Source organism: Ancylobacter aquaticus, assembly GCF_004339465.1.
Lineage (GTDB): Bacteria > Pseudomonadota > Alphaproteobacteria > Rhizobiales > Xanthobacteraceae > Ancylobacter > Ancylobacter aquaticus.
This window is the reverse complement of record NZ_SMFY01000003.1, coordinates 81217-102044: the sequence shown is the minus strand read 5'-3', so window position 1 is coordinate 102044 and position 20828 is coordinate 81217. Positions and strand designations below refer to the sequence as shown.

Genomic DNA, 20828 nt, shown 5'->3' with positions numbered 1-20828 from the left:
TGGAACGTCCGAAATGAGGGCGCACAGCGGGAATCACTTCCCCAAATGGAGCCGATAGCGGACTGTCCGCTCTCGGTGGGCAACCAGAGCAAGCGGACGCGATGCTGAGTGTTTTGCCATCGCCACCTTAATGGCCGCATTGACCAACCACGGGTTCACCTGCACCTAGACTTTCCATTTGTCGTCCCATGTGTTGGCAAGCATAGGAATCGAAATTGCATCTGGGTTTCCATCTTTCCTAAGTCTCTCCTCCCGGTGAACGGCCAAACACAGGTAAATTATGGCGGCCCGTGCAAGTCCGACTAGCCTGAGTGCCTTCGCCTCGAAATCATGCCTTCCGACATGCAGGCCGATCTTTTCGGTTTCTGCATCGTTGAAATTGGCAAATGTCACGCCCCATTGTTCGTGAATCTGGCAGTATTTGTGCTCAAGATGATGACGCAGAACCGCCAGGTCCTCCGCGTCCGGTTCTGTGGCTTTCTGTAGCTCAGGATCATAAAGGTCTTTGGATAGCCAAAATAAGCCCCGAAGCGGCCAATTCGCCCTATCCTGGAAGAACGGCCGGAGCGGTCTTGGATTTCCTTTCGTCTCATACCAGATCGAGCTGAAGTACACTTTTGTCTCGGGAATGCCGAGTTCGAGATAATGGTTCAGGAAGAACGCAATCTTGTCGAACAAGGAATACGTCATTCGATAGGCCTGTCGCGCCTTCTCGACGTTCACCCCATAGCTCGGATAGTCGAGCGTGTTTGTGAGCTTCACGTACTTGTCGGCAAAGTGCACTGTGTCAGCCGTCATTCCCTCAAAAAGGAAGAACCTTGCCGTAGCAAATTCCTGCTTGAGCTGATTGAAAAGTCCGAAGACTGCCGGGGGCATCGCTCCGCCCTTATCGAAAGCAAGTGTGATCGACGGCAGAACCAGGCTGTCGATTGCGGCTATCGAGTATGTGCCGAGGTCATTCATGGGATTGAGAAACAACCGCTTCTCCAAGCACCAGCGACGATAAGCCTTCTCTGCCCTTGATCGGCCCAGACTGTGCTCCTCTTCCAAATTCTCATTGGCGGATTTGACATTGAGCCACGTTGAAATCTTTTTCGCTCGCTCAGCAAAATATGGAACAAGCTTTGTGTCCTCTATATTTTCGTGCACAGCATCGCGAGCTGTTCCTGCTACGAAGTTATCGTGAGCTTGTCCCGTAATGAGTTGGGAATATCCCGGATCGCTGACTGAATCAGCATAGTTCAGCAGCCCCTCGCCTTTACTAAAGAGCGCCTTGGCAAAGCGCCCCTCAATCGCCAGGGCTTTGTCCCAATAACGAAGTGCTTCCACAGGGCGACCGACTGAATTGAGCTTGCCGCCGAGATTGGTCAAAATTTGGCAGCGCCGGATCGGATGGAGTTTTTCGAACCCCTTATGCCTGACAGCCCTACGAAGTTCGAGCAACTCGCTTTGGAGATGTTCCATCTCCCATTGCCAGGATTGTGCCAGTCCCTCGTGGTGCTGGCGGTTGTTGAATGCATTGGCGCGAAAGTAGTGCAGAAGAACTTCATCTTCGTCGCGGATGGTCTTGCATAAGGCGAGCTGGTCTAGAACCGCGAACGCCCGGTCAGTGAGCTGCGGATCGCTCCTGTCAAATCCTTCATCAATGTACTTACCCGCCTTAGCGAGCGATTTCTGGAATGTGGACTTGGCCAATAGATCTCGCGTATTTGGGGTGAGCTTCCGTTAGCATCTGCGACAAAAATGTCATTTTAGCACTTTGTCCGCTATCCGGTACCAGCGAAAAACGTTTGAACGTCCGAACTCGAGGCGCGAACGGGCCGTTCGCAACGGCGTGCCGAGAGGACAGCTTTGGATCGGATACGGAGGCCAGCAACTGGATATCAAGCCACTAGGAGCCCGGGATGCACCATTCATCTGCGGTTTTCCGCAATCCGGCGCTGCCGCACTCCCGTGACACCACGACTTCAAATCACCTGTTCGCGCTGACCATGTAACCGAGCTGTAACCGCGGCCTCGCCTGGTCGCAGCATCACACCTGAAATCGCGAGCCCCAAAACGACAAAAGCCCCGCTACCGCGAGGCTTTGTGTCTAATGAGAAATTTGGAGCGGGCGATGGGATTCGAACCCACGACCCCAACCTTGGCAAGGTTGTGCTCTACCCCTGAGCTACACCCGCCCGCTCCGCCGTCCCGCGCCGCCTTGTCTGCGGCCCCGAACGGGCCGTCTCTATGCCTCAGCCTCGCGGAGAATGCAACGGGGGTCGGTGGGTTTTCTCACAGGGTGATGACAGTGTCTCTTCCGCCCTGCCATAACAGGCTTTCCAACCTCAAAGCACGCGGCGGGTGAAGGCATCGGCGAGGCGGGTGCCGTCGCCGGCGCGCTCAAGCCGGCAATGATGAACGAGCTGACCCGCCTCCCGCCCGCTCTTCAGGCGGCGGACCACCACGCGCTCTCCCGGGTCGATGTTGCCGTGGAAATACACCTCACGCGAGCGCGTCGTCGCCCGCGGCGCGCGCCGACCGTCGAAATGCCATTCGGCGCGATCGATAAAGGCGAGGAAACTGGTGAAATAGAGAAAGCCGGCGCCGTTGAAATCCTGCGCCGGGCAGGGATCGATCTCCAGCGTCGCCTCCTGGCCGCGGGACAGGCCGAATCCGAGCCGCGCGTCCCCTGTCGCGCGTCCCGCGCGGAAGGCGGCGGCGCGGGCGGCAAGTTCCGGTTCGCGCCGGCCTCCACCCGCGCGGGCCGGGGCGGGAAAACCCTCCAGCGCCACCCGCGCCACGGTATGATTGCCGCCTCCGAGCGCTCGCCGCACAAAGGCGGAGACCAGATGAACCGTGCCAACGGTGCGCCCCCCGCAGGTGAGGTCATGCCGGCTGGCGCATTGGGTGCGGGAGATGCGGCGGATATCGCTGCGGATCGTCAGCCAATCATTCGCGCCGAGAGAGGCGAAATCCGCGTCCTCCACTGACAGCGCACTGAAGGCGGCATAGACCGGCGCGCCGTCGGCATCGTGGAAATCGGGCACCGCGCGGCCGGCCATCGCCGCCAGCGCCATCCAGTGGCGATGGCCCAGTTCCTTGAGCAGCCACGTTTCCGAAAGCCCGCCGAGGCAGAGCTGCGGCATGCCGAGCTGCACCCTGTCCTCCGCGACGGGTACCGCCGGCGCGAGGAAGGTCCCTGGAGGGAGCGCGAGGTTCATGCGGCGCTTCCCTGCCGGGCCTGCTGCGCGCGCGCATCGATATGCGCGACGATATGGGCGGCATCACGCCCGACGCTGCCGAAGCGGCCGGAGCCCCATGTGTGCAGCCAGGGCAGGCCGATGAAATACACGCCCTGGAGTGCGGTGATGCCGCGCCTGTGCTGGGGATGGCCGGCGCCGTTGAACACCGGCGCGTCGAGCCAGCGGAAATTGGGCCGGAACCCGATGCACCAGACGATGGAGGCGATGCCGGAGGCGGCGAGGTCGAGCCTCGGGCGCTCGCTTTGGGGCTGCCAGACGGCCTCGTAGACCGAGGCCGGCGGCGCCTCGATACCGTTGGCGGCGATATGCTTGTCGATGGCGGCGTTGATGCCGTTATAGGTCCGGTCGGCCTCGTCGAGTGCCTGCGTGAGGTTCGGCTCGAAGAGCAGGCTCTCCCCGTCGAAATCACGCAGCGCGCCATAGAGCTCCATGCCTTCAAAGGCGAATTTGCGCAGGTCGATGTCGCGCCCGCCGTCGCGGCCGGTGACGTAATGGTTGGTGTTGTCGCGCACCCCTTCACGCAGCGGGTGCTCTTCCACGGGCATGTCGTAATAGCCCATGTCGGCAAGCCATGTGACCACGTCCCGGCCGCGATAGAAGCGGGCGCAGCGCGGGGCATTGCCGACGGCGAGAAACACCTTGCGGCCGGCAAGGTGCACATCCTCGGCGATCTGCGCACCCGACTGGCCGGAGCCGACCACCAGCACCGGCCCTTCCGGCAGCTGGCCCGCATTGCGGTATTGCGCCGAATGGATCTGCTGGATCGAGCTTGGCAGGCGTTCAGCCATGCGCGGCACGATCGGCTCATGATAGCCGCCCGAGGCGACCACGACATTGTCGGCGCTGAAATCGCCCGCGCTGGTGGCAATGAGGAAACCGCCCTCCGGGCGGGGGGTGACGCGACGCACGCTCACTCCCTCGCGAATGGGCGGGTCGACCTTGGCTCGGAATTCTTTGAGATAGCTGAGGATTTCATCTTTTTTCATGAAGCCGTCCGGGTCCGGGCCGGCATAGGAATGGCCGGGCAGGTCGCACTGCCAGTTCGGCGTCACCAGGCAGAAATTGTCCCAGCGCTGGGTTTCCCAGGCGTGCATGGCCCGGTGTTTCTCGATCACGAGATGCTCGATGCCCAGCGCCCGGAGATGGTAGCTGGCCGACAGGCCGGCCTGCCCGCCGCCGACCACGACCACGGGGTGATGCGCGACGCGGTTCTCGTTCATGGGGTGTCTCCGGGGCTCATGCGTCGAAGCTTTCGACAGCGACGCGGGCGTCGGGAAGGGTTGCGAAGGTGCGTCCTGTGGCCTCGATGCGGGCGAGCTGGCCCAGCGCGCGCGAGCAGGGAAAGCCATAGCGGGCCTCGACGCGAGCGCTGGCGATGTTCAGCGCCTCGCGGCTTTTCGCCAAGAACTCCAATAGCTTGTAACTTTCGCCGGGGACAAAATAGTCCTTGATGACCAGCGAGGGCGAGTAGCAGCCCTCGACCGTGCCGTCCGGCCAGCGGATGGTGAAGTGCATTTCAGGCATGGACATCCTCACGCATGAATGGCCTCCGCGAGATTTTCATAGAGGGGCAGGTGCGCCCGTGCGGTGCTCGTCCAGTCATGCCGGGCGGCAACGTTCGGCCCGGTTCGCGCAAGGTGGGCGCGGGTGTCCGGCTGGAGCGCCAGCATCAGTGCGTCGGCGATGGAGCCGGCATGAAGCGGGTCGCACCACACGGTTTCGCCCTCGCCGATATGCTCGGTGAAGGGCGCGATGCGCGAGACCACGGTGGGAATGCCCGACGCCATCGCCTCCAGCGCCGCTAGGCCAAAGCCTTCCGTCACCGAGGGAAAGGCCAGCACATCGGCCAGCCGGTAGAGCGCGGGCATGTCGTCCTGCGCCAGCGGTCCAGGGCGCAGGACGACGCCGTCCGGCAGGCCGGAGGCGGCGCGCGAAGCCTCGAATTCGGCGAAATAGGCGTGATGATCCAGTACCGTAGCGCCGCCGGCGATGATGAGCTGGGCGCGGGGGTGCATGGCCCGCAGCTGAAGGAAGGCCTCCAAAAGGCGCCTCGTGTTCTTGCGCGGTTCCACCCCCCCGACACTGAGCACGATGGGGCCTGAACCGAGGCCGAGCCGGGCCGCCAGTCCGGCTTCCCTTCCGTCCGGCACCGGCGAGAATTGCCGCGTGTCGACGCCATTGCCGACGAGGACGGCTTCCAGCCCAAACGTCTCGTCGAGCCGTTTCTGCCACAGCCGGCTGACGACGAAATGCCGGTCGGCGGCGGTGACGGAGCGGCGTTGCAACTCCATCAGCGCGGGGTCGCGGAAGGCGTCGAGATGGTGGACGGTGCGGGCGAAGCCGGGGATCAGGCCGCGCTCCTTCAGCGTCGCCAGAGCATTGCCGGACAGGCCGTCCTGGGCGTGGAAGACGTCGAAGCGGCGATGTTCCACAGCGTTGAAATAGCTTACATATTCGTCCGCGCGCTGGCGCACCATGGCGACCATGTCGGCGCCTGCGGGCGCGGCCGGCACGCTCACCGTGGAGCACAGGGTGGGGCGGAAGAAGCCGGCGCCCCGGGCATCCGGCGCATGGACCACCGCCTCGAAACCCAGCCGTACCAACGCGTCGCCGAGCTCCAGCGCATGGACCACGCCGCCGCGCGGATTGGTGGAATGGGCGAGGAGCGCGATGCGCAGAAGGCGCGTCATGCGGCGTCCTCCGCGACTGCAGGCGCTGCTGCCTCATCAAGCTGCAGAACGGCCGGTCCGCAGCCGAGCAGGCTGCGCCTTGCAAAGTCCCAGATCGTCTCCCGCGCCGCGCCTTGCACCAGCTCGACCCGTCGCCCGGCCGTCACCACGCCGACGGACGCCGCCGCGATGTCGCGCCCGTGGAAGGCGGCGAGAACCGCCGGCACATGCGCCGGCGTCGCGGTGAGGAGATAGCCGTAGCTGGGGAAGCTCATCAGCCAGCGGGCGGGGTCGACGCCGTCGGGCGCGGGCACCTTCGCCAGATCGATCTCGACCCCCACGCCGGAGCACTCGGCCAGCATGGCGGCGGTGCCGACCAGCCCGCCCTGGCTGATGTCCTTGGCGGCGCGCGACAGCCCGGCCTCGGCGATGAAGGGCAGAAGTTCGAGATCGCCGCGCAGGCGCTGTGCCGGGGCGTCGGTCGCCGCCTCCCAGTTGGAGAAGGGCTCGCGGTAGCGCCCGCGCAGATCGATGGCGGCGATCAGCGTCTCGCCGGGGCGGGCGTCGAAGGAGGTGAGGAGCCTTGATGCCCGGCCGAGCACGGCAACGGAAAGCTGGCTGCGATCCGTGGCGAGATTCGTATGGCCGCCGACGATCGGCACGCCGAAGCGGGCGGAGGCGGCACGCAGCCCCTCCAGCACCGGGGCGGCGCCGTCCTCGCCGCTCGCCCACACGGCGTCGACCACGGCGAGCGGGCGCCCGCCCATGGCGGCGATGTCGGACAGGTTGACCATCACCCCGCACCAGCCGGCGAACCACGGGTCGCCGGCGACGAACGCGTTCATGAAGCCTTCGATGGCCAGCAGCAGATAGCCGTCGCCATCGGGAATCGCCGCGCAATCGTCGCCCACCGGCACCGCGCCTTGCGTTCCCAGACCTTGTCCGCCGAGGCCCAGCCGGGCAGCCGCCACGGCGATATCGGCCTTTGCCGCCATGCCCCGCGACGCGCGAAGCTTTGCGGCGACAGCCTCGAAAGCGGTGGAGGAGAGCGCGAGGGAGCCCATGTCACGCGGCCTTTCGCAGTGTCGAACCGCGGGAAGGCGCGCGGAAGCCGGTCTCGGCGTCGAGCAGCGGCGGGTAGAAGGCGAGGTCCGCCTGCATGAGTAAATGGGGGCGGCTGTGCAGTTGCTTCTCCTCGACAATGTTCCAGTGCAGACGGCGGAACAGCAGGGCGTTCTGGGCCTGCACATGGGCGAGGAAGCGGGTGCAGCCGCGCGCATGGGCGGAGGAGACGGCGAGGCGGATGAGCGCCGCCCCGAGCGCCCCGACCTTGCGATAATCCGGCGCCACGGCGAGGCGCGAGCCCCACCACAGGCCAGGCTCCTCCTCGTGGATGCGGACCGTGCCAACGACATCGTCGGCCAGCACGCCGAGCAGCGAGACGGCGACAAGGGGAATGGCGGCCTCGTCGATCGCGTCGCGGTCGTCCCCGGCGAACAGGCCCTGCTCGTCGCAGAACACCTCGTGGCGCAGCCGCGCGGCGCCGCGCTTCTCCCATGTGGCGGTGGCGAACTTCACCTGGAAGTCGGCGGCGAGGAAGGGGCGGAAGGTGCCGTACATCATGCGCAACCTCCCGCCGCACCCTGGCGCCGCTCATAGGTGGACAGCGCCGAGCAGGCGCCGCATCTGGCGCAGCCGGCCTTGACGTCGATGGACTTCAACCCGGTGGCCAGCAGCATGCCCGAGAGCGGGCCGAGAATGGAGTTCATGAAGGCGGGAGACGGGGTGGGGTGGCTTTCCAGCGGCGTGCCGGAAATCGGAACGAAGGGCACGACGAAGGGATAGACGCCCATCCGTGTGAGCCGATCGCAGACGGACAGGATGTCCTCGCGGGTGTCGCCGAGCCCGGCGAGGATGTAGGTGGAGACCTGCCCGCGCCCGAACACCGGCACGGCGGCGGCGAACGCTGAGAAGTAGCGTTCCACCGACACCTGCGCCTTGCCGGGCATGATGGAATGGCGCACCGCCTCGGTGCAGGCTTCCAGATGCATGCCGAGCGCGTCGGCGCCGGCCTCAAACATGCGGGCGAACCAGGCGTCGTCGTCCGGCGGCTCGCACTGCACCTGAATGGGAAGGTTGACCGCGCCCTTCACCGCCCGCGCGCTCTCGGTGAGGAGGGCCGCGCCACGGTCCTTGCCGGGCGGGGTGCCTGTCGTCATCACCATGTGCTTCACCCCGTCGAGTTCGACGGCGGCCTTGGCGACTTCCGCGAGTTGCGCCGGGGTCTTGCGCTCGATGGTGCGGCCCGCCGCCAGCGACTGGCCGATGGCGCAGAACTGGCAGGTCTTGGTGCGGCTCTGGTAGCGGATGCAGCTTTGCAGCACCGTGGTCGCCAGCACGTCGCGTCCGTGCAGCACGGCGATCTTGGAATAGGGAATGCCGTCCGCTGTGCTCAGCCCGTAGAATTTCGGCTGCAGCGGAAACGAGACTTCGCCGAGCACCAGCCCGTCGCGGCTGATGCGGCTGCGGCCGAAGGCGTCCGGCTTCTCGACGAGATAGGGGCTCTCGAAGGCCGGCGCGGTGTGGACGGGGACCATCACCGTCATGCCGTCCAGCGTCATCGCCTTGTGGTCGGAAGGCCCGGCCCCGCCCCGGCGCGAATCGGCGCCGGCGCGGGGATCAACCAGCCGCACCCCGTAGGACTGCAATTCGTTGATCAGCTGTTCCGTCGGCAGCGGCCGCAATTCGGTCGCCAGATCCATCGGCTTCATCGCAAACGCTCCCTGTCTGGACGGGGAAGGTGGCCCCGGCATGGGTGTGGACGGGCACGGCCGGGCGGGTGTCGTGGTGAAGGCTGAGCAGTTCCGGCCGGGCGTAGTGGCCGACCGAATCCATCATCCGCTTGCGCTTGGTGATGAGCGCCAAGTCGAGATCGGCGATCAGGATGCCCTCGCCTGTCGTGAGCGGGGGCACGACATGGCTGCCCTCGGGCGAGATGATCGCGCTCATGCACCCGCCGGTGAGCGTGCGGCGCAGCTTCTCCTCAGGGCAGATGCGGGCGATCTGCTCCTCGGTGAGCCAGCCGGTGGCGTTGACCACGAAGCAGCCCGATTCGAGCGCGTGGTGGCGGATCGTCACCTCGATCTGCTCGGCGAAGATTGGCCCCACCAACGAGCCGGGGAACTGGGCGACGTGGATTTCCTCGTGCTGCGCCATCAGCGCATAGCGGGCGAGCGGGTTGTAGTGCTCCCAGCAGGCGAGCGCGCCGACGCGGCCGACCGCCGTGTCCACCACCTTCAGCCCGGCGCCGTCGCCCTGCCCCCAGATCATCCGCTCGTGGAAGGTGGGGGTGATTTTGCGACGCTTGAGCGTGAGCGTGCCGTCGGCATCAAAAATGAGCTGGGCATTGTAGAGCGAGCCGTGGTCGCGCTCGTTCACCCCCAGCACCACCACGACGCCGAGCCGGCGGGCGCTCGCGCTGACCGCCTCCGTCACCGGGCCGGGCACGACGACCGCGTTGTCATAGAGCCGCAGATGCTCCGCCCCGGTGAGCACGGGGGGCAGCACGAAGGAGAAATAGGGGTACCAGGGCAAAAACGTCTCGGGGAACACCACGAGCTGCGCGCCCTTGCCCGCCGCCTCCTCCAGCGCGGCGAGCACGCGGGTGAGCGTGCCCTCCAGGCTGTCGAGGGAAGGGGCGATCTGCACCGCGGCGGCGCGGACGACGCGCTTGTCTGAAGTCTTGTCGTTGGCCATCGCGGCCTTCCTCCGTTCATCCGCCCTCCCGGACGACGGCACCGCCGCCGATCCGGGAGGGCGCAGACGCGTCACAGCGTCCAGGTGTCGAGGATGAAGGCGTTGTCGCGGCGGTGGAGCAGGATGATGTCGAGCACGTCCAGCGGGCTGACCGGGACGATGCCGGGGATCAGCGCGCCCTCGCCATGGCCGTACAGCGCCTGCAGGGCGAAACGGCAGGCATAGACCTTGCCGCCATCGTTCAGGATCTTCTCGATGCGGTTGTTGAAGTTGAGATGGCCGGGAAAGGCCTCGTCGCCGAGCTTGGGAAAGCCCCGCTGCACGCCGAGCGTGACGCCGGGGCCATAGAGCAGCACCGAGGTCTCGAACCCCTTCTGGATCAGGCGGGAGGCCTGGAGAAGGTTCACGAGGCCAATCGAGCCCTCGAAGGCGACGGTGTGGAAGGTGACGAGCGCCTTCTCGCCCGGGGCGGCCTTTACGTCCTCGAACTTCTTGTCTTCATAGTCGACGAGCACGTCGCCCTTCTGGTGGGCCGGCACGGTGAGGGTGGCCATGTCGCTCTCCTTGGCTGATGAGGGACCGGCTCTGCGCCGGGTACGCCAGATAGGATTGCAATCAATGTGCCAATTGACAGAATGCAAAAAGAATCATCAAAACAATCAAATTACATACAATAATACATTCAATTAGACAAATTCAGAGCGATCCGGTTTGGCGAGTTAACGGGCGGACGCTTAGAGAAACGGCGGGAAAGTGCCCGCTTCCTGCGCATGCAGCAAAGGTCGATCCGGTACACGACTTACGCAGCAAGTTGTGGACCAGTGGTGACACGCCACCTCTGCAACATTATACAGTCAATTACGATGGGCTATGGTGGGCGCCGTCATCCGGGCCACGCGCCGCGAGAGCCGGGATCGCGATAAGCTCCGACAGACGATCCTGGATCGGTCGACGCACGCCCGGGATGACGACAAGCAAAGTGACGAACCGATGGCCGACTGGATTCCCGACCTCACCCGCTCCGACAAACCGCGTTATCTCGCCATTGCCGACCTGATCGGCGAGGACATCCGCGCCGGCCGGCTGGCGGTGGGCGACCGATTGCCGCCGCAGAGGAAGCTCGCGGCCCGGCTCGACATCGACTTCACCACCGTGGCGCGCGGCTATGTCGAGGCGCAGAAGCGCGGCCTGGTCGAATCGCGCGTCGGGCAAGGCACCTTCGTCACCGGCGCGCCGCGCCCGAAGACACGGGCCGCCAGCGCCACCCGCCCGGGAACGGTCGATCTCTCGATGAACCTGCCGCCCGAGCCGGACGACCCGGCGCTGATCGAGCGCATGCAGGACGGGCTGGCCGAAGTGGCGCGCGATCTGGTGGCGCTGCTGCGCTACCAGGGTTTCGGCGGTACATCGGCGGACAAGGACGCGGCGTCGTCTTGGCTCGGCCGGCGGGCGCTGGTGCCGGCGCAGGAACGCATCTTCGTGACGCCGGGCGCACATCCCGCACTGCTCGGCATTTTCGGCCTGTTGGCGCGCCCCGGCGACACGATACTCTGCGAGGCCATCACCTATCCCGGGGTGCGCGCCATCGCCGCCCAGCTCGGCATCAAGTTGCATGGCCTGCCGATGGACCTTGACGGCATCGACCCCGACGCCTTCGCGGCTGCCTGTCGCGACATGGCACCGAAGGCGCTGTACCTCAACCCGACGCTGCAGAACCCGACCACGCTGACCATTCCCGAGGAGCGGCGCGAGGCGATCGCCAAGGTGGCGCGACGCTTCGGCGTGCCGATCGTCGAGGATGACGCCTATGGCTTCGTGCCCCCGCATGGACCGCCGCCCCTGGCGGCCATCGCGCCGGACCTGACCTGGCACATAGCGGGGCTGGCCAAATGCATCGGCGCCGGGCTGCGCGCCGCCTATGTCGTCGCTCCCGAAGCCCGCGCGGGCTATCCTTTCGCCAGCGCGCTGCGCACCGCCAATGTGATGGCCTCGCCGCTCACCACGGCGCTGGCGACGCGCTGGATCGAGGACGGCACCGCCGACACGCTGCTGCGCTTTATCCGCACCGAATCCGCCGCGCGACAGGCGCTGGCGAGCGAGATCCTGCCTGCGGGTAGCTTCCGCGCCGACCCGCTCAGCTTCAATCTCTGGATCGAGTTGCCCGCGCCGTGGACCCGCTCGGCCTTTGTCGGCCATATGCGCTCCACCGGCATCGGCGTGGTGGCGAGCGACGCCTTCACCGCGACAGGGCCGGCGATCGAGGCGGTGCGGGTGTGCCTCGGCGGCCCCGCCACCCGCGCCCAGATCCGCTCGGCGCTGGACTTCATGGCCCATGCGCTGGAGGAGTCGCCGGAAGTGGTGTCCTCGGTGATGTGAGCGAGTGGCGCAGAAGGGTTCGCCGAAGAGGAGTTGGCCGAACTCTCTCGCGCTGGGTCCCGGATCGGCACTCCGGCTTCGCCTCCGCTGGTCCGGGACACAAGTGTCTCTATTTCCCGCACAAGCTGCGCAAACCGCGGCGCCGATCCGGGACCCAACGCAAAAACCCTTCGGCTCTTTTTCGTTGCCGTCATGAGGCAAGAGCAAAGCTGGCCTCGAAGTACGCGCCCCTCACGCCAGCGCCCGCGCCGCGCCGATGAGCCGGTCGACATCGGCCTCCGCCGTGGCGAAGGAGGTGACGAGGCGCACCACGCCCTCGCCCCAGCGCTCGGTGTAGAAGCGGAAGCCCTGCGCCAGCAGGCCCTCGCACATGGGGGCGGGCAGCCGGGCGAACAGCATGTTGGCCTCGATCACGCCCTGAATCTCCACCCCGGCCATGCCGTCCAGCCCATCACGCAGCCGCGCCGCCATCGCGTTGGCGTGGCGGGCATTGGTCAGCCAGAGGTCATCGGCGAGATAGGCGTCCATCTGCGCGGCCAGGAACCGCATCTTGGAGGAAAGGTGCCCGCCGCGCTTGCGGCGGAAGGCGAGTTCGCCGGCCCGCGCGGGATCGAACAGCACGATGGCCTCCACCCCCATGGCGCCGTTCTTGGTGGCGCCAAAGGAGAGGATGTCGACCCCGGCCTTCCACGTCATCTCCGCCGGGCTCGCGCCGAGCGCCGCCACCGCATTGGCGAAGCGCGAGCCGTCCATGTGCAAGGGCAGGCCGGCATCGCGGCAGACCGTGCCGATGGCGGCGGTCTCCTCCAGCGAATAGAGCGTGCCGAGCTCGCTCGCCTGGGTGATGGAAACGCAGGAAGGCTGCACGCAATGCACGTCGCCCCGGTTGCGGCGGGCGGCTTCCCCAAGCGCGGCAGGGTCGATCTTTGCGCCCGCGCCGGGCACATGCACCAGCTTGGCGCCGCCGGTGAAGAATTCCGGCGCGCCGCATTCGTCATTCTCGATATGGCTGTCTGCATGGCACAGCACCGCGCCCCAGGGCGGGGTGAGCACGCTGAGCGCCAGCGCATTGGCGGCGGTGCCGGTGGAGACCAGTAGCACCGACACCTCGCGCTCGAACAGGGCGCTGAGACGGGCCTCTACGCGGGTGGACACCTCGTCGGCGCCATAGGAGGGCATGGCGCCCTCATTGGTGGCGGCGAGCGCTTTGAGGATGGCGGGGGAAATTCCGGCGACATTGTCGCTGCCGAAACCGGGCGGGCGGGCGGAGGGGGCGGTGTCGGTCACGGCGGGTCCTGATGATGCGCGGCGCAGACCCCAAGGGCGACACCGGCGCACCCCCCATTGTCAAGTGCGCGCGGGAGGCGTTCCCTGCGTCACTTGCCGGATGGCGCGGGCCGGCGCGGCGGGCTTAGATGCGGACATGAGTGCCAGTGACCATGTTGTCGCCGACCAGGAAGCGGTGTTCGCCCTGCTCGCCGACCCCGCCACCTACGGTGTACGCGACGACATAAGCCGCATCGATACCCATGGCGCGGTGGTGTTTCTCGCCGGCGCCGATGTCTACAAGGTCAAGCGCGCGGTGCGCTTCTCCTTCATGGATTTCTCCACGCTGGAAAAGCGCCGGCGGGCCTGCGCCCGCGAAGTGGAGCTGAACCGCGCCACCGCGCCCGAGCTTTATCTCGGCCTCACACCCATCGTCCGGTGGCAGGGGCAGCTGCATCTGGGGGGTGAGGGCGACGTGGTGGAATGGGCGGTGCATATGCGCCGCTTCGACGAAAACGCCACGCTCGACCAAGTGATGGCGCGCGCGGGCGCGGAAGGCAACGGGCTCACGCCGCCGCTGGTCACGGCGCTGGCGGAAGCCGTGGAGCGCGCTCACCGCCACGCGCCAGTTGTTGCGGGCACCTCCGGCCGGGAATTGCGGGCGGTGGCGCGCAATGTCGTCGCCGGGCTGCGCGAGGCGCCGGAGATGCTCTCCCCCGCGGCGGTGTCGGCGCTGGAGGCGGCCTTCCTTGAGGCCTTCGACCGGCTGGAGCCGCTGCTGGCGCGCCGGGCGGCGGCCGGCGAGGTGCGGCGCTGCCATGGCGACCTGCATCTGCGAAACATCGCGCTCATAGACGGGGCGCCGGTGCTGTTCGACGCGCTGGAATTCGACGAGGCACTGGCCAGCATCGACCGGCTCTACGATCTCGCCTTCCTCATCATGGACCTCGCGCTGCGCGGGCGCGCCTTCGAGGCCAATCTGCTGCTCAACCGCTACCTTATCGCCTGTGGCGACGCCCCGCCCTATGACGGGCTGGCGGCGCTGCCGCTGTTCCTCGCCTTGCGGGCGGCGATACGGGCGCAGGTGAGCGCTGCGGCGGCAGCCCAGCGCACCGGCGCGGCGCGCGCGGCGATGGCCGAGGAGGCGTGCGCCTATCTCGCCTTCGCGCAGGGGGCGCTGGTCCCGCGCCCGGTTAAGCTGGTGGCGGTGGGCGGGCTGTCCGGCTCCGGCAAGAGCACGCTGGCGGCCGCGCTGGCGCCGCGCGTCGGCCCGCTGCCCGGCGCGGTGCATCTGCGCTCGGATATCGAGCGCAAGCGCCTCAACGGCACGCCGGAGCTGGAGCGCCTGCCGCAGGAGGCCTATTCGATGGAGGCGACGCAGGCGGTCTATGCCACGCTGCGGGCGCGGGCGGAGGCGATCCTTGCCGCCGGCCATGGCGTCATCGTCGACGGCGTGCACCAGCGGCCGGACGAGCGTGCCGACATCGCCGCGCTCGCCCATGAAGGCGGGGTGGATTTCCTCGGCCTGTGGCTGGAGGCGCCGGTCGAGTCGCTCACCGGGCGGGGGCGGCGCGGCGGGGCGACGCCTCCGACGCCACGGCGGAAGTGGTGCGCTGGCAGGCCGGGCGCGAGGCCGGCCCGCTCGACTGGGTGCGGCTGGACACGTCACCATCACCAGCCGAGGTGCTGGCGCGGGCGAGCGCGCTGCTGGAGGGGTGAGGGCTGTTTCCGAGCGCTACTTTTCCGCCGCGCGGGCGCGGGCGTCGTCGACCACGTCCTTGAAGCCCTGATAGTCGAGCGCGGCGGCGACCTTGAACGGGCCGACCAGATAGACCGGCGTGCCCGGCAGGCCGAGGGCCTCGGCCTGCTCGTTATTGCGCTTGAGAAGCGCGCCGATGTCGCCGGCATGGGCCTTGAGGTCCTTGGCCAGCTTCGCCCGGTCGATGCCGGCATCGGCCAGCGCTTCGCTCATGCGCTCGGTGGAGGATTTGCCGGGCAGGTTCATCAGGGTCTTGTGGGCGAGGACGTATTTGTCCTGGTAGTTCGCGGCCAAGGCGAGCTGGGCGGCGACCACGGAGGATTCCGCCAGGATCGGCCAGTCCTTGTAGACGAGGCGGATCTTGCCATCCTCGTTCACCAGACGCTCCAGCTCCGGCAGGGATTTGCGGCAATACCCGCAATTATAGTCGAAGAAGGCGACGATGGTGACATCGCCCTTGGCGTTGCCGAAGGTCGGGGTTTGCGGGTCGTGCAGCAGGGCGTCGACATCGAGCGGCTTGGCCGCGCCGGCCGGCGGGGACACGTCCGGCGTCGCGGCAATTGCCGGAAGCGAGGCGCCGAGCATGGCGCCGGCGGCGGTGAGGAGCAGCGCGCGGCGCTTCATCGGAACGTCCTTTTGCCTGTGCCGCGCCCGACGGAGGCGCGTCCGGGAGGCTTCATCGCGGGCGCAGCCCATCGAGGATGAGGCGCTGCACGTTGCGCGTAGCCTCTTCGACAAATGCGTCCTCGTCCAGTCCCCTGCCGAGCAGGGCGTCGATCTGCGGCGCGAAGTCGGCATAATGCTGCGTCGTCGCCCAGAGGGCGAAGATAAGGTGATGCGGATCGATGGGCGCCAGCTTGCCCGCCGCGATCCAGCCGCCGATCACCTCGGTCTTGGCGTCGACCAGCTGCTTCAGTGCGGTTTCCAGCTCATGGCGCAGCAGCGGCGCGCCCTGCACCACCTCCAGGCAGAACAGGCGCGAGGCTTCCGGATGGGTGCGCGAGAAGCGGATCTTGCGGCTGATATAGGCGCGGATGCCCTCGATCGGGTCGGTCTCCACCTCCAGCGCGCGCAGCGGGTCCAGCCATTGATCGAGAAGCCGGCTCAGCACCCCGACATAAACCTCTTCCTTGGAGGCGAAATAATAGAACAGATTGGTCTTCGACACGGCGGCCGTGCGGGCGATCTGCTCCACCGTGGTGCCGTGCAGCCCGTGGCGCGAGAACAGCGACAGCGCCGCGTCGAGGATGGCGTTGCGCTTCTCGGCGATGCGGCGCAGGCGATGGGGCGTTTTGGTGCGCGTGGTTTCGGTGCGCGTGGTTTCAGCGCCGGAGGGTCCGGGGCGCGAACCGGCCGGGTCCGCGGCGCGCGCGGCCGCCGGCCGGGCCGTGCGGCGGAGCGGAGGAATGGTGGAACGCGCGGCTGTCAACAAAAGCTCCCGCCTTGACCCGTGACCTGACATGGCACGGAAAGGAAAGCCGCCGCAATATGCAGCGCGCCGCCGCGTCGATTCGGCCGGTGGCGCGCCCCGGCAAGCACCTGCAAGAGACGTTGCGAGAGACCGTGCACGAGACCCTGCGAGAGACATCGACGATGGCGACATATGACCGGACCTCCCGCCTGCTGCACTGGCTGGTGGCGGCGCTGGTGCTGGTGCAGTTCACCACGGGCTGGAGCTGGGGCTATTTCGAGCGGGGATCGGGGCCGCGCTTCTACCTGTTCAATGTGCATATCTATGCCGGCTACCTCATTCTGGCGCTGGCGAGCGCGCGCATCGGCTGGCGGCTGCGCCACCCGGCGCCCCCCCTGCCCCCCGGCATGGGCCGCCCGACCGAGATCGCGGCGCGGGCGACGCACGGCCTGCTCTATGTGCTCATCCTGGTGCAGCCGATCCTCGGCGCGGTGACGATCACCGCCTTCGGCAAGGCGCTGGGCTGGACCGGCCGGGTCCATGTGGCGCTGGCCTATGTGATCGCCGCCATCGTCGCGCTGCATGTGGCGGCGGCGCTGTGGCACCATTTCGTGCGGCGGGACGGGTTGATCCTGCGCATGCTGCCGGCCCGGCGCTGAGGGCGTGTCGATGCCCGGGTCCGCCATCCGCCGCGTGCTGCCGTTTCTCGCCCTTGCTTTCCTCCTGCCGCTTTCGCCAGCACAGGCTCAGCCCGTCACGATACAGGCGACGCCGATCGAGCGGTTCGATGCCGGCGGGGCGCGGCGCTTCGGCCCGCTGGAATTTCGTGGCGGACTGGTGCTGTCCTCGCCCTCTTCGACCTTCGGCGGCCTGTCCGGCCTCGTGCTGGATGCGAAGGGCGAGGAGTTTCTGGCCGTCACCGACAAAGGGTGGTGGCTCACCGGCCGCATCGCCAGCGAGGGCGACCGTCCGGTCGGCATCACCGATGCCCGCATGGCGCCGATGATGGCCAGCAATGGCAAGGCTCTGGCGGGGCAGGGGCGCGGCGACGTCGAATCGCTGGTCCGCGTGCCCTCGGGCGTCCTTGTCGGCATCGAAGGGGCGCAGGAGATCTGGCTGTTTCCGGGGCCCGACCCGCTAAACGCCTTTGGTACCAAGCTGGTTTCCGACCCCGCTTTGTCGCGGCTTGGCGGCAATCAGGGTCCCGAGGCGATGCTGGCCCCGCCCGGCGGCGCGCCGGCGGCGGTAATCGTCATCGCCGAGGAAAGCCCGGACGATCCGGCCGCCCTGCCCGGCTTCCTGTTCGCCCCGCTCGGCGCGCCCAAGCCCGTGGGACGCTTCACCGTGCGGCGGATGGACGAGTTTTCCGCCACCGATGCGGTGCTGGCCGATGACGGCATGGTGTATTTACTGGAGCGCCGGTTCGATTTTTTACGCGGGGTGGCGCTGCGCCTGAGGCGCTTTCCGCTTAGCGCGATCACCCCCGGGGCGGTGATCGAGGGCGACATGCTGCTCACCGTCAACCGGCTGGCCGCCATCGACAACATGGAAGGGCTGGCGCTGCACCGCAACGGCGCGGGCGAGCTGATCCTGACCCTCATTTCCGACGACAATTTCTCCCCGCTCCAGCGCACGCTGCTGCTGCGCTTCGCGCTGATCGAGTGAGGGAGAGGAAGAGGGCTCTGGGTGCGATCCGGGTCGAATGGATCGGACAGCGCGTTCTCTAGAGCACGCGCCGATCAGCTTGCATCGCAAGCCGATCGGATTACGCGTTCTCTATCCTAGAGTTAGAGGGCGATTTACCGATCAGATTGGTTCAATCTGATCGGATCGCACTCTAGCGCGCGGCGCCGTCGGCCGGGGCGCCGGACCAGGGCTTTAGCCAGCCCATCAGCGCGCCATAGGGGATGAGCGCGAGGAGCGCGAAGCCGAGCTTCACCAGGAAATCGAAATAGGCCAGCCCCATCCACAGCGGCACGGTGATGCCGGTGGAGGCATAGGTGACGGGGAAGGACATGTCCGCATCGCCGGCAAAGGCGAGGGAGAAGAACAGCGCCGTGTCGACGGCCGAGCCTATCACGCTGCCGGCGAGCGGCGCATGCCACCAGCTCAGCCGGCGCAGGCGATTGAACACGCCGATATCGAGGAGCTGGCCGAACAGGAACGCCGTGCCGGAGGCCAGCGCGATGCGCGGCGTCGCCAGCCAGATCGACAGCAGTACCGCCAGCGCGAAGCCGGCATAGACCACGCGCCGCGCGCCAGCAGGGCCGAAGCGTCGGTTGGTCAGGTCATTGACCAGAAAGGCCAGCGGATAGGTGAAAGCGCCCCAGGTGAGGAAATCCTGGAGGCCAAGCTGCTCGACCGGATGCTGGACAAGCACGTTCGAGGCCGCCACCACCGCCATCATGGCGATGACGGGAATGGCGAGCCGCGTGAACGGGATGCGGGTGCCGGCGGCGCTCATCGCTCGCTCAGGCGGCGACGGCGTCGCTCGTCACGGCAACGGTCGCCTTGGCGACGGCGCGCTTGAGCTCGGCAGCCTTCGGCGACAGCTCTTCGCTGCGGGCCTTCATCAGGAAGGCATCGAGGCCCCCGCGATGGTCGACCGTCTTCAGGGCATTGGCGCTCACGCGCAGCTTCACCGACCGCTTCAGCAAGTCGCTGGTGAGCGTGACGTTCACCAGGTTCGGCAGAAAGCGCCGACGGGTCTTGCGGTTGGAATGGCTCACGCGATTGCCGGACAGAACCGCCTTCCCGGTAAGTTCGCACCGACGCGACATCGTGGAGTTCCTTGTATCAAAACCGTTGCGTCGCAGGCCGTATAGTCCGCCCGACGATCCCGCATCCGGTATCCGTGGAAATTGAGAGCGCTCCTATAAGGGCCGGTCCCCGTGCCGTCAAGGCCGGCGCCCTCCATCATGACCGGAGTCTCAACGGCGTCGAGGGCAAGAGAATGATCTCTAGTCCCGCAGTTGCCTCGCGCTGGACCACGTTTCCCGGAGATTAATTGGAGTCCGCACCCGATCTCTTGTTGCTCAAAGCCTCCCCTATCGCCGACATCAGTTCATGCCGGAAGAACCTAGAAACGCGCAGGCCTCCCGTTCGGTTCTCCTCGAAATGATACCAACGATAGTCGTCCTTCCACCACTTGCCGACGACAGCGCCTTCGAGCTTAACAGCACCATCGCGTCCTAGTTGGGCGTCGCCCGGACGCTTGGGATTCCTAGACAAGGCCGCCTCCCCGTTTGTCGGCAAGACTAAACGGGTCTTTTTGGTAGGGGCAAGTCAGCTAGGGGGTGATCCGCTGGATGCCGCCCCCCGACCGCGAAGACGCTTCTTCGCTGTAAGGTCGGGGCGATGGCGACTTCGTGAGGGCGCGAGTCACAGTTCCGCCGCCTTCCCCACACATCCGAAACAGGGATAGATTCACGCTTCGGCCCGCGGGTCGCACGATTCGGGAATGTGCCTTGATGATGCGGGTGTGCCTCACGGCTTTAATGGCGCTTGCCGGCGCGGGCGCGACGGTCCCGGACGCTTTTGCCGACGGGCGGCTGGAGGCGCGCTACCGCATGTCGCTGGGCGGGCTGGAACTCGGCCGCGCGGCGCTGCTGATCGAGGTCGACGATAGCTCCTATATCGCGTCCGGCAGTGGCCGGCTCACCGGCGTGGTGCAGGCGGTGTCCTCCGGCAAGGGCACGGCCGGTGCGCGCGGCCTCGTCGGCCGGGGCGCGCTCGCCCCGCGCAGCTTCGCCATGGAAGCGGTATCCGACAAGAAGACCGAGTCCATCCGGCTGGCGATGAACGGCGCCGGCGTCACCGACATGCGGGTTGAGCCGCCGGTATTTCCTTCCGCCGACCGGGTGCCGGTGGCGGACAAGGACAAGAAGGGCATCTTCGACCCGATGACGGCGGCGCTGGTGATGGTGCCGGGCACCGAGGAGCCGGTCTCGGCCAAGGCGTGCGACCGCACCCTCGAAATCTTCGACGGCCGCCAGCGCTACGACCTCACGCTGAGCTTCGAGCGCATCGACCAGGTGAAGGCCGACAAGGGCTATGCCGGCCCGGCCGTGGTCTGCCGCATCGCCTACCGCCCGGTCTCCGGCCACAAGCCGAGCCGGACGGGTGTGAAATACATGATGAAGAACAAAGACATGTTCGTGTGGCTGGCGCCGGTGGCGGGCACCCGCGTGCTGGTGCCGTTCCGCGCCTCGGTGGCGACGGCCATCGGCATCGCCCAAATGGAAGCGGAAGCCTTCGAGACGAAGGCGCTGGTCGGCACCCGCTCCACCCCGGCCAAGGCGGGGTTGCCCTGAGGCGACCCGGCGTGAGTTTCGCCGGCTGAC

Annotated in this window: 19 protein-coding genes, 1 tRNA gene and 1 pseudogene; 5 read left to right on the top strand and 16 right to left on the bottom strand. The window is 66.9% G+C overall.

The window, feature by feature from the left end:
- Window positions 1-165: 165 nt before the first annotated feature.
- From EV667_RS16570 to EV667_RS16520, 11 genes are all read right to left on the bottom strand, one after another.
- Window positions 166-1695 (bottom strand): LA2681 family HEPN domain-containing protein, encoded by a 1530-nt coding sequence (locus EV667_RS16570; protein ID WP_131836462.1) that lies wholly within the window; start codon window positions 1693-1695, stop codon window positions 166-168.
- A gap of 410 nt (window positions 1696-2105) precedes the next feature.
- Window positions 2106-2180, bottom strand: a tRNA-Gly gene (locus EV667_RS16565).
- Between the two features lie 150 nt (window positions 2181-2330).
- Window positions 2331-3206 (bottom strand): Pnap_2097 family protein, encoded by an 876-nt coding sequence (locus tag EV667_RS16560; RefSeq protein WP_131836461.1) that lies wholly within the window; start codon window positions 3204-3206, stop codon window positions 2331-2333.
- On the bottom strand, window positions 3203-4468 hold the full coding sequence (locus tag EV667_RS16555; protein ID WP_131836460.1) for an MSMEG_0569 family flavin-dependent oxidoreductase: 1266 nt from the start codon (window positions 4466-4468) through the stop codon (window positions 3203-3205). Before EV667_RS16555 ends, EV667_RS16560 begins: the two co-directional genes overlap by 4 nt.
- A gap of 16 nt (window positions 4469-4484) precedes the next feature.
- The gene (locus EV667_RS16550; RefSeq protein WP_131836459.1) at window positions 4485-4772 is read right to left on the bottom strand and encodes an MSMEG_0570 family nitrogen starvation response protein; all 288 of its coding nucleotides are present in this window, start codon (window positions 4770-4772) and stop codon (window positions 4485-4487) included.
- A gap of 8 nt (window positions 4773-4780) precedes the next feature.
- Window positions 4781-5938, bottom strand: coding sequence for an MSMEG_0565 family glycosyltransferase (locus EV667_RS16545; RefSeq protein ID WP_131836458.1), 1158 nt, complete (start codon window positions 5936-5938; stop codon window positions 4781-4783).
- Window positions 5935-6981 carry a sll0787 family AIR synthase-like protein gene (locus tag EV667_RS16540; protein ID WP_131836457.1) on the bottom strand — a complete coding sequence of 349 codons (1047 nt, stop codon included), beginning with the start codon at window positions 6979-6981 and terminating at the stop codon, window positions 5935-5937. Before EV667_RS16540 ends, EV667_RS16545 begins: the two co-directional genes overlap by 4 nt.
- 1 nt (window position 6982) lies before the next feature.
- Complete coding sequence (locus EV667_RS16535) at window positions 6983-7540, bottom strand: MSMEG_0567/Sll0786 family nitrogen starvation N-acetyltransferase (protein ID WP_207907785.1); 558 nt, start codon at window positions 7538-7540, stop codon at window positions 6983-6985.
- A complete protein-coding gene (locus EV667_RS16530) occupies window positions 7537-8679 on the bottom strand; it encodes an MSMEG_0568 family radical SAM protein (RefSeq protein WP_131836817.1) in 1143 nt (380 codons plus the stop codon). The genes EV667_RS16535 and EV667_RS16530 overlap by 4 nt, the downstream gene beginning before the upstream one ends.
- The gene (locus EV667_RS16525) at window positions 8597-9673 is read right to left on the bottom strand and encodes a Nit6803 family nitrilase (RefSeq protein WP_131836456.1); all 1077 of its coding nucleotides are present in this window, start codon (window positions 9671-9673) and stop codon (window positions 8597-8599) included. The genes EV667_RS16530 and EV667_RS16525 overlap by 83 nt, the downstream gene beginning before the upstream one ends.
- A gap of 71 nt (window positions 9674-9744) precedes the next feature.
- Window positions 9745-10227, bottom strand: coding sequence for an MSMEG_0572/Sll0783 family nitrogen starvation response protein (locus EV667_RS16520; RefSeq protein ID WP_131836455.1), 483 nt, complete (start codon window positions 10225-10227; stop codon window positions 9745-9747).
- A 436-nt stretch (window positions 10228-10663) separates the two neighbouring features.
- On the opposite strand from EV667_RS16520, the gene EV667_RS16515 reads away from it, so the two are divergent.
- Window positions 10664-12049 carry an aminotransferase-like domain-containing protein gene (locus EV667_RS16515; protein ID WP_131836454.1) on the top strand — a complete coding sequence of 462 codons (1386 nt, stop codon included), beginning with the start codon at window positions 10664-10666 and terminating at the stop codon, window positions 12047-12049.
- 231 nt (window positions 12050-12280) lie between these two features.
- Here EV667_RS16515 and EV667_RS16510 read toward each other — a convergent pair whose 3' ends face one another.
- On the bottom strand, window positions 12281-13336 hold the full coding sequence (locus EV667_RS16510) for a threonine aldolase family protein (protein WP_131836453.1): 1056 nt from the start codon (window positions 13334-13336) through the stop codon (window positions 12281-12283).
- Between EV667_RS16510 and EV667_RS23185 the strand changes: the two are divergent.
- Window positions 13227-14819 (top strand): annotated as a pseudogene (locus EV667_RS23185) (bifunctional aminoglycoside phosphotransferase/ATP-binding protein); the annotation flags it as partial. The gene EV667_RS16510 and the pseudogene EV667_RS23185 sit on opposite strands and share 110 nt — an antisense overlap.
- 231 nt (window positions 14820-15050) lie before the next feature.
- Here EV667_RS23185 and EV667_RS16500 read toward each other — a convergent pair.
- Complete coding sequence (locus EV667_RS16500; RefSeq protein WP_131836452.1) at window positions 15051-15698, bottom strand: DsbA family protein; 648 nt, start codon at window positions 15696-15698, stop codon at window positions 15051-15053.
- Window positions 15699-15750: 52 nt separating this feature from the next.
- Window positions 15751-16503: an HTH-type transcriptional regulator RutR gene (gene rutR, locus EV667_RS16495; protein ID WP_131836451.1), complete on the bottom strand. Its 753-nt coding sequence runs from the start codon at window positions 16501-16503 to the stop codon at window positions 15751-15753.
- Window positions 16504-16667: 164 nt separating this feature from the next.
- Here rutR and EV667_RS16490 point away from each other — a divergent pair, with 164 nt between their 5' ends.
- A complete protein-coding gene (locus EV667_RS16490; protein WP_131836450.1) occupies window positions 16668-17144 on the top strand; it encodes a cytochrome b in 477 nt (158 codons plus the stop codon).
- Between the two features lie 10 nt (window positions 17145-17154).
- Window positions 17155-18150: an esterase-like activity of phytase family protein gene (locus EV667_RS16485; RefSeq protein WP_131836449.1), complete on the top strand. Its 996-nt coding sequence runs from the start codon at window positions 17155-17157 to the stop codon at window positions 18148-18150.
- Window positions 18151-18322: 172 nt separating this feature from the next.
- Here EV667_RS16485 and EV667_RS16480 read toward each other — a convergent pair whose 3' ends face one another.
- Both EV667_RS16480 and rpmB read right to left on the bottom strand, forming a co-directional pair.
- Window positions 18323-18949 carry a queuosine precursor transporter gene (locus tag EV667_RS16480; protein ID WP_131836448.1) on the bottom strand — a complete coding sequence of 209 codons (627 nt, stop codon included), beginning with the start codon at window positions 18947-18949 and terminating at the stop codon, window positions 18323-18325.
- Window positions 18950-18956: 7 nt separating this feature from the next.
- On the bottom strand, window positions 18957-19265 hold the full coding sequence (rpmB, locus tag EV667_RS16475) for a 50S ribosomal protein L28 (protein WP_131836447.1): 309 nt from the start codon (window positions 19263-19265) through the stop codon (window positions 18957-18959).
- 690 nt (window positions 19266-19955) lie between these two features.
- Here rpmB and EV667_RS16470 point away from each other — a divergent pair.
- Complete coding sequence (locus EV667_RS16470) at window positions 19956-20798, top strand: DUF3108 domain-containing protein (protein WP_131836446.1); 843 nt, start codon at window positions 19956-19958, stop codon at window positions 20796-20798.
- The last annotated feature ends 30 nt before the right edge of the window (window positions 20799-20828 follow it).

Coding starts and splice junctions, on each gene's coding strand:
- EV667_RS16560 (WP_131836461.1), bottom strand. CDS start 3,206: ATGAACCTCGCGCTCCCTCCAGGGACCTTCCTCGCGCCGGCGGTACCC.
- EV667_RS16555 (WP_131836460.1), bottom strand. CDS start 4,468: ATGAACGAGAACCGCGTCGCGCATCACCCCGTGGTCGTGGTCGGCGGC.
- EV667_RS16550 (WP_131836459.1), bottom strand. CDS start 4,772: ATGCCTGAAATGCACTTCACCATCCGCTGGCCGGACGGCACGGTCGAG.
- EV667_RS16545 (WP_131836458.1), bottom strand. CDS start 5,938: ATGACGCGCCTTCTGCGCATCGCGCTCCTCGCCCATTCCACCAATCCG.
- EV667_RS16540 (WP_131836457.1), bottom strand. CDS start 6,981: ATGGGCTCCCTCGCGCTCTCCTCCACCGCTTTCGAGGCTGTCGCCGCA.
- EV667_RS16535 (WP_207907785.1), bottom strand. CDS start 7,540: ATGATGTACGGCACCTTCCGCCCCTTCCTCGCCGCCGACTTCCAGGTG.
- EV667_RS16530 (WP_131836817.1), bottom strand. CDS start 8,679: ATGGATCTGGCGACCGAATTGCGGCCGCTGCCGACGGAACAGCTGATC.
- EV667_RS16525 (WP_131836456.1), bottom strand. CDS start 9,673: ATGGCCAACGACAAGACTTCAGACAAGCGCGTCGTCCGCGCCGCCGCG.
- EV667_RS16520 (WP_131836455.1), bottom strand. CDS start 10,227: ATGGCCACCCTCACCGTGCCGGCCCACCAGAAGGGCGACGTGCTCGTC.
- EV667_RS16515 (WP_131836454.1), top strand. CDS start 10,664: ATGGCCGACTGGATTCCCGACCTCACCCGCTCCGACAAACCGCGTTAT.
- EV667_RS16500 (WP_131836452.1), bottom strand. CDS start 15,698: ATGAAGCGCCGCGCGCTGCTCCTCACCGCCGCCGGCGCCATGCTCGGC.
- EV667_RS16490 (WP_131836450.1), top strand. CDS start 16,668: ATGGCGACATATGACCGGACCTCCCGCCTGCTGCACTGGCTGGTGGCG.
- EV667_RS16485 (WP_131836449.1), top strand. CDS start 17,155: ATGCCCGGGTCCGCCATCCGCCGCGTGCTGCCGTTTCTCGCCCTTGCT.
- EV667_RS16480 (WP_131836448.1), bottom strand. CDS start 18,949: ATGAGCGCCGCCGGCACCCGCATCCCGTTCACGCGGCTCGCCATTCCC.
- rpmB (WP_131836447.1), bottom strand. CDS start 19,265: ATGTCGCGTCGGTGCGAACTTACCGGGAAGGCGGTTCTGTCCGGCAAT.
- EV667_RS16470 (WP_131836446.1), top strand. CDS start 19,956: ATGATGCGGGTGTGCCTCACGGCTTTAATGGCGCTTGCCGGCGCGGGC.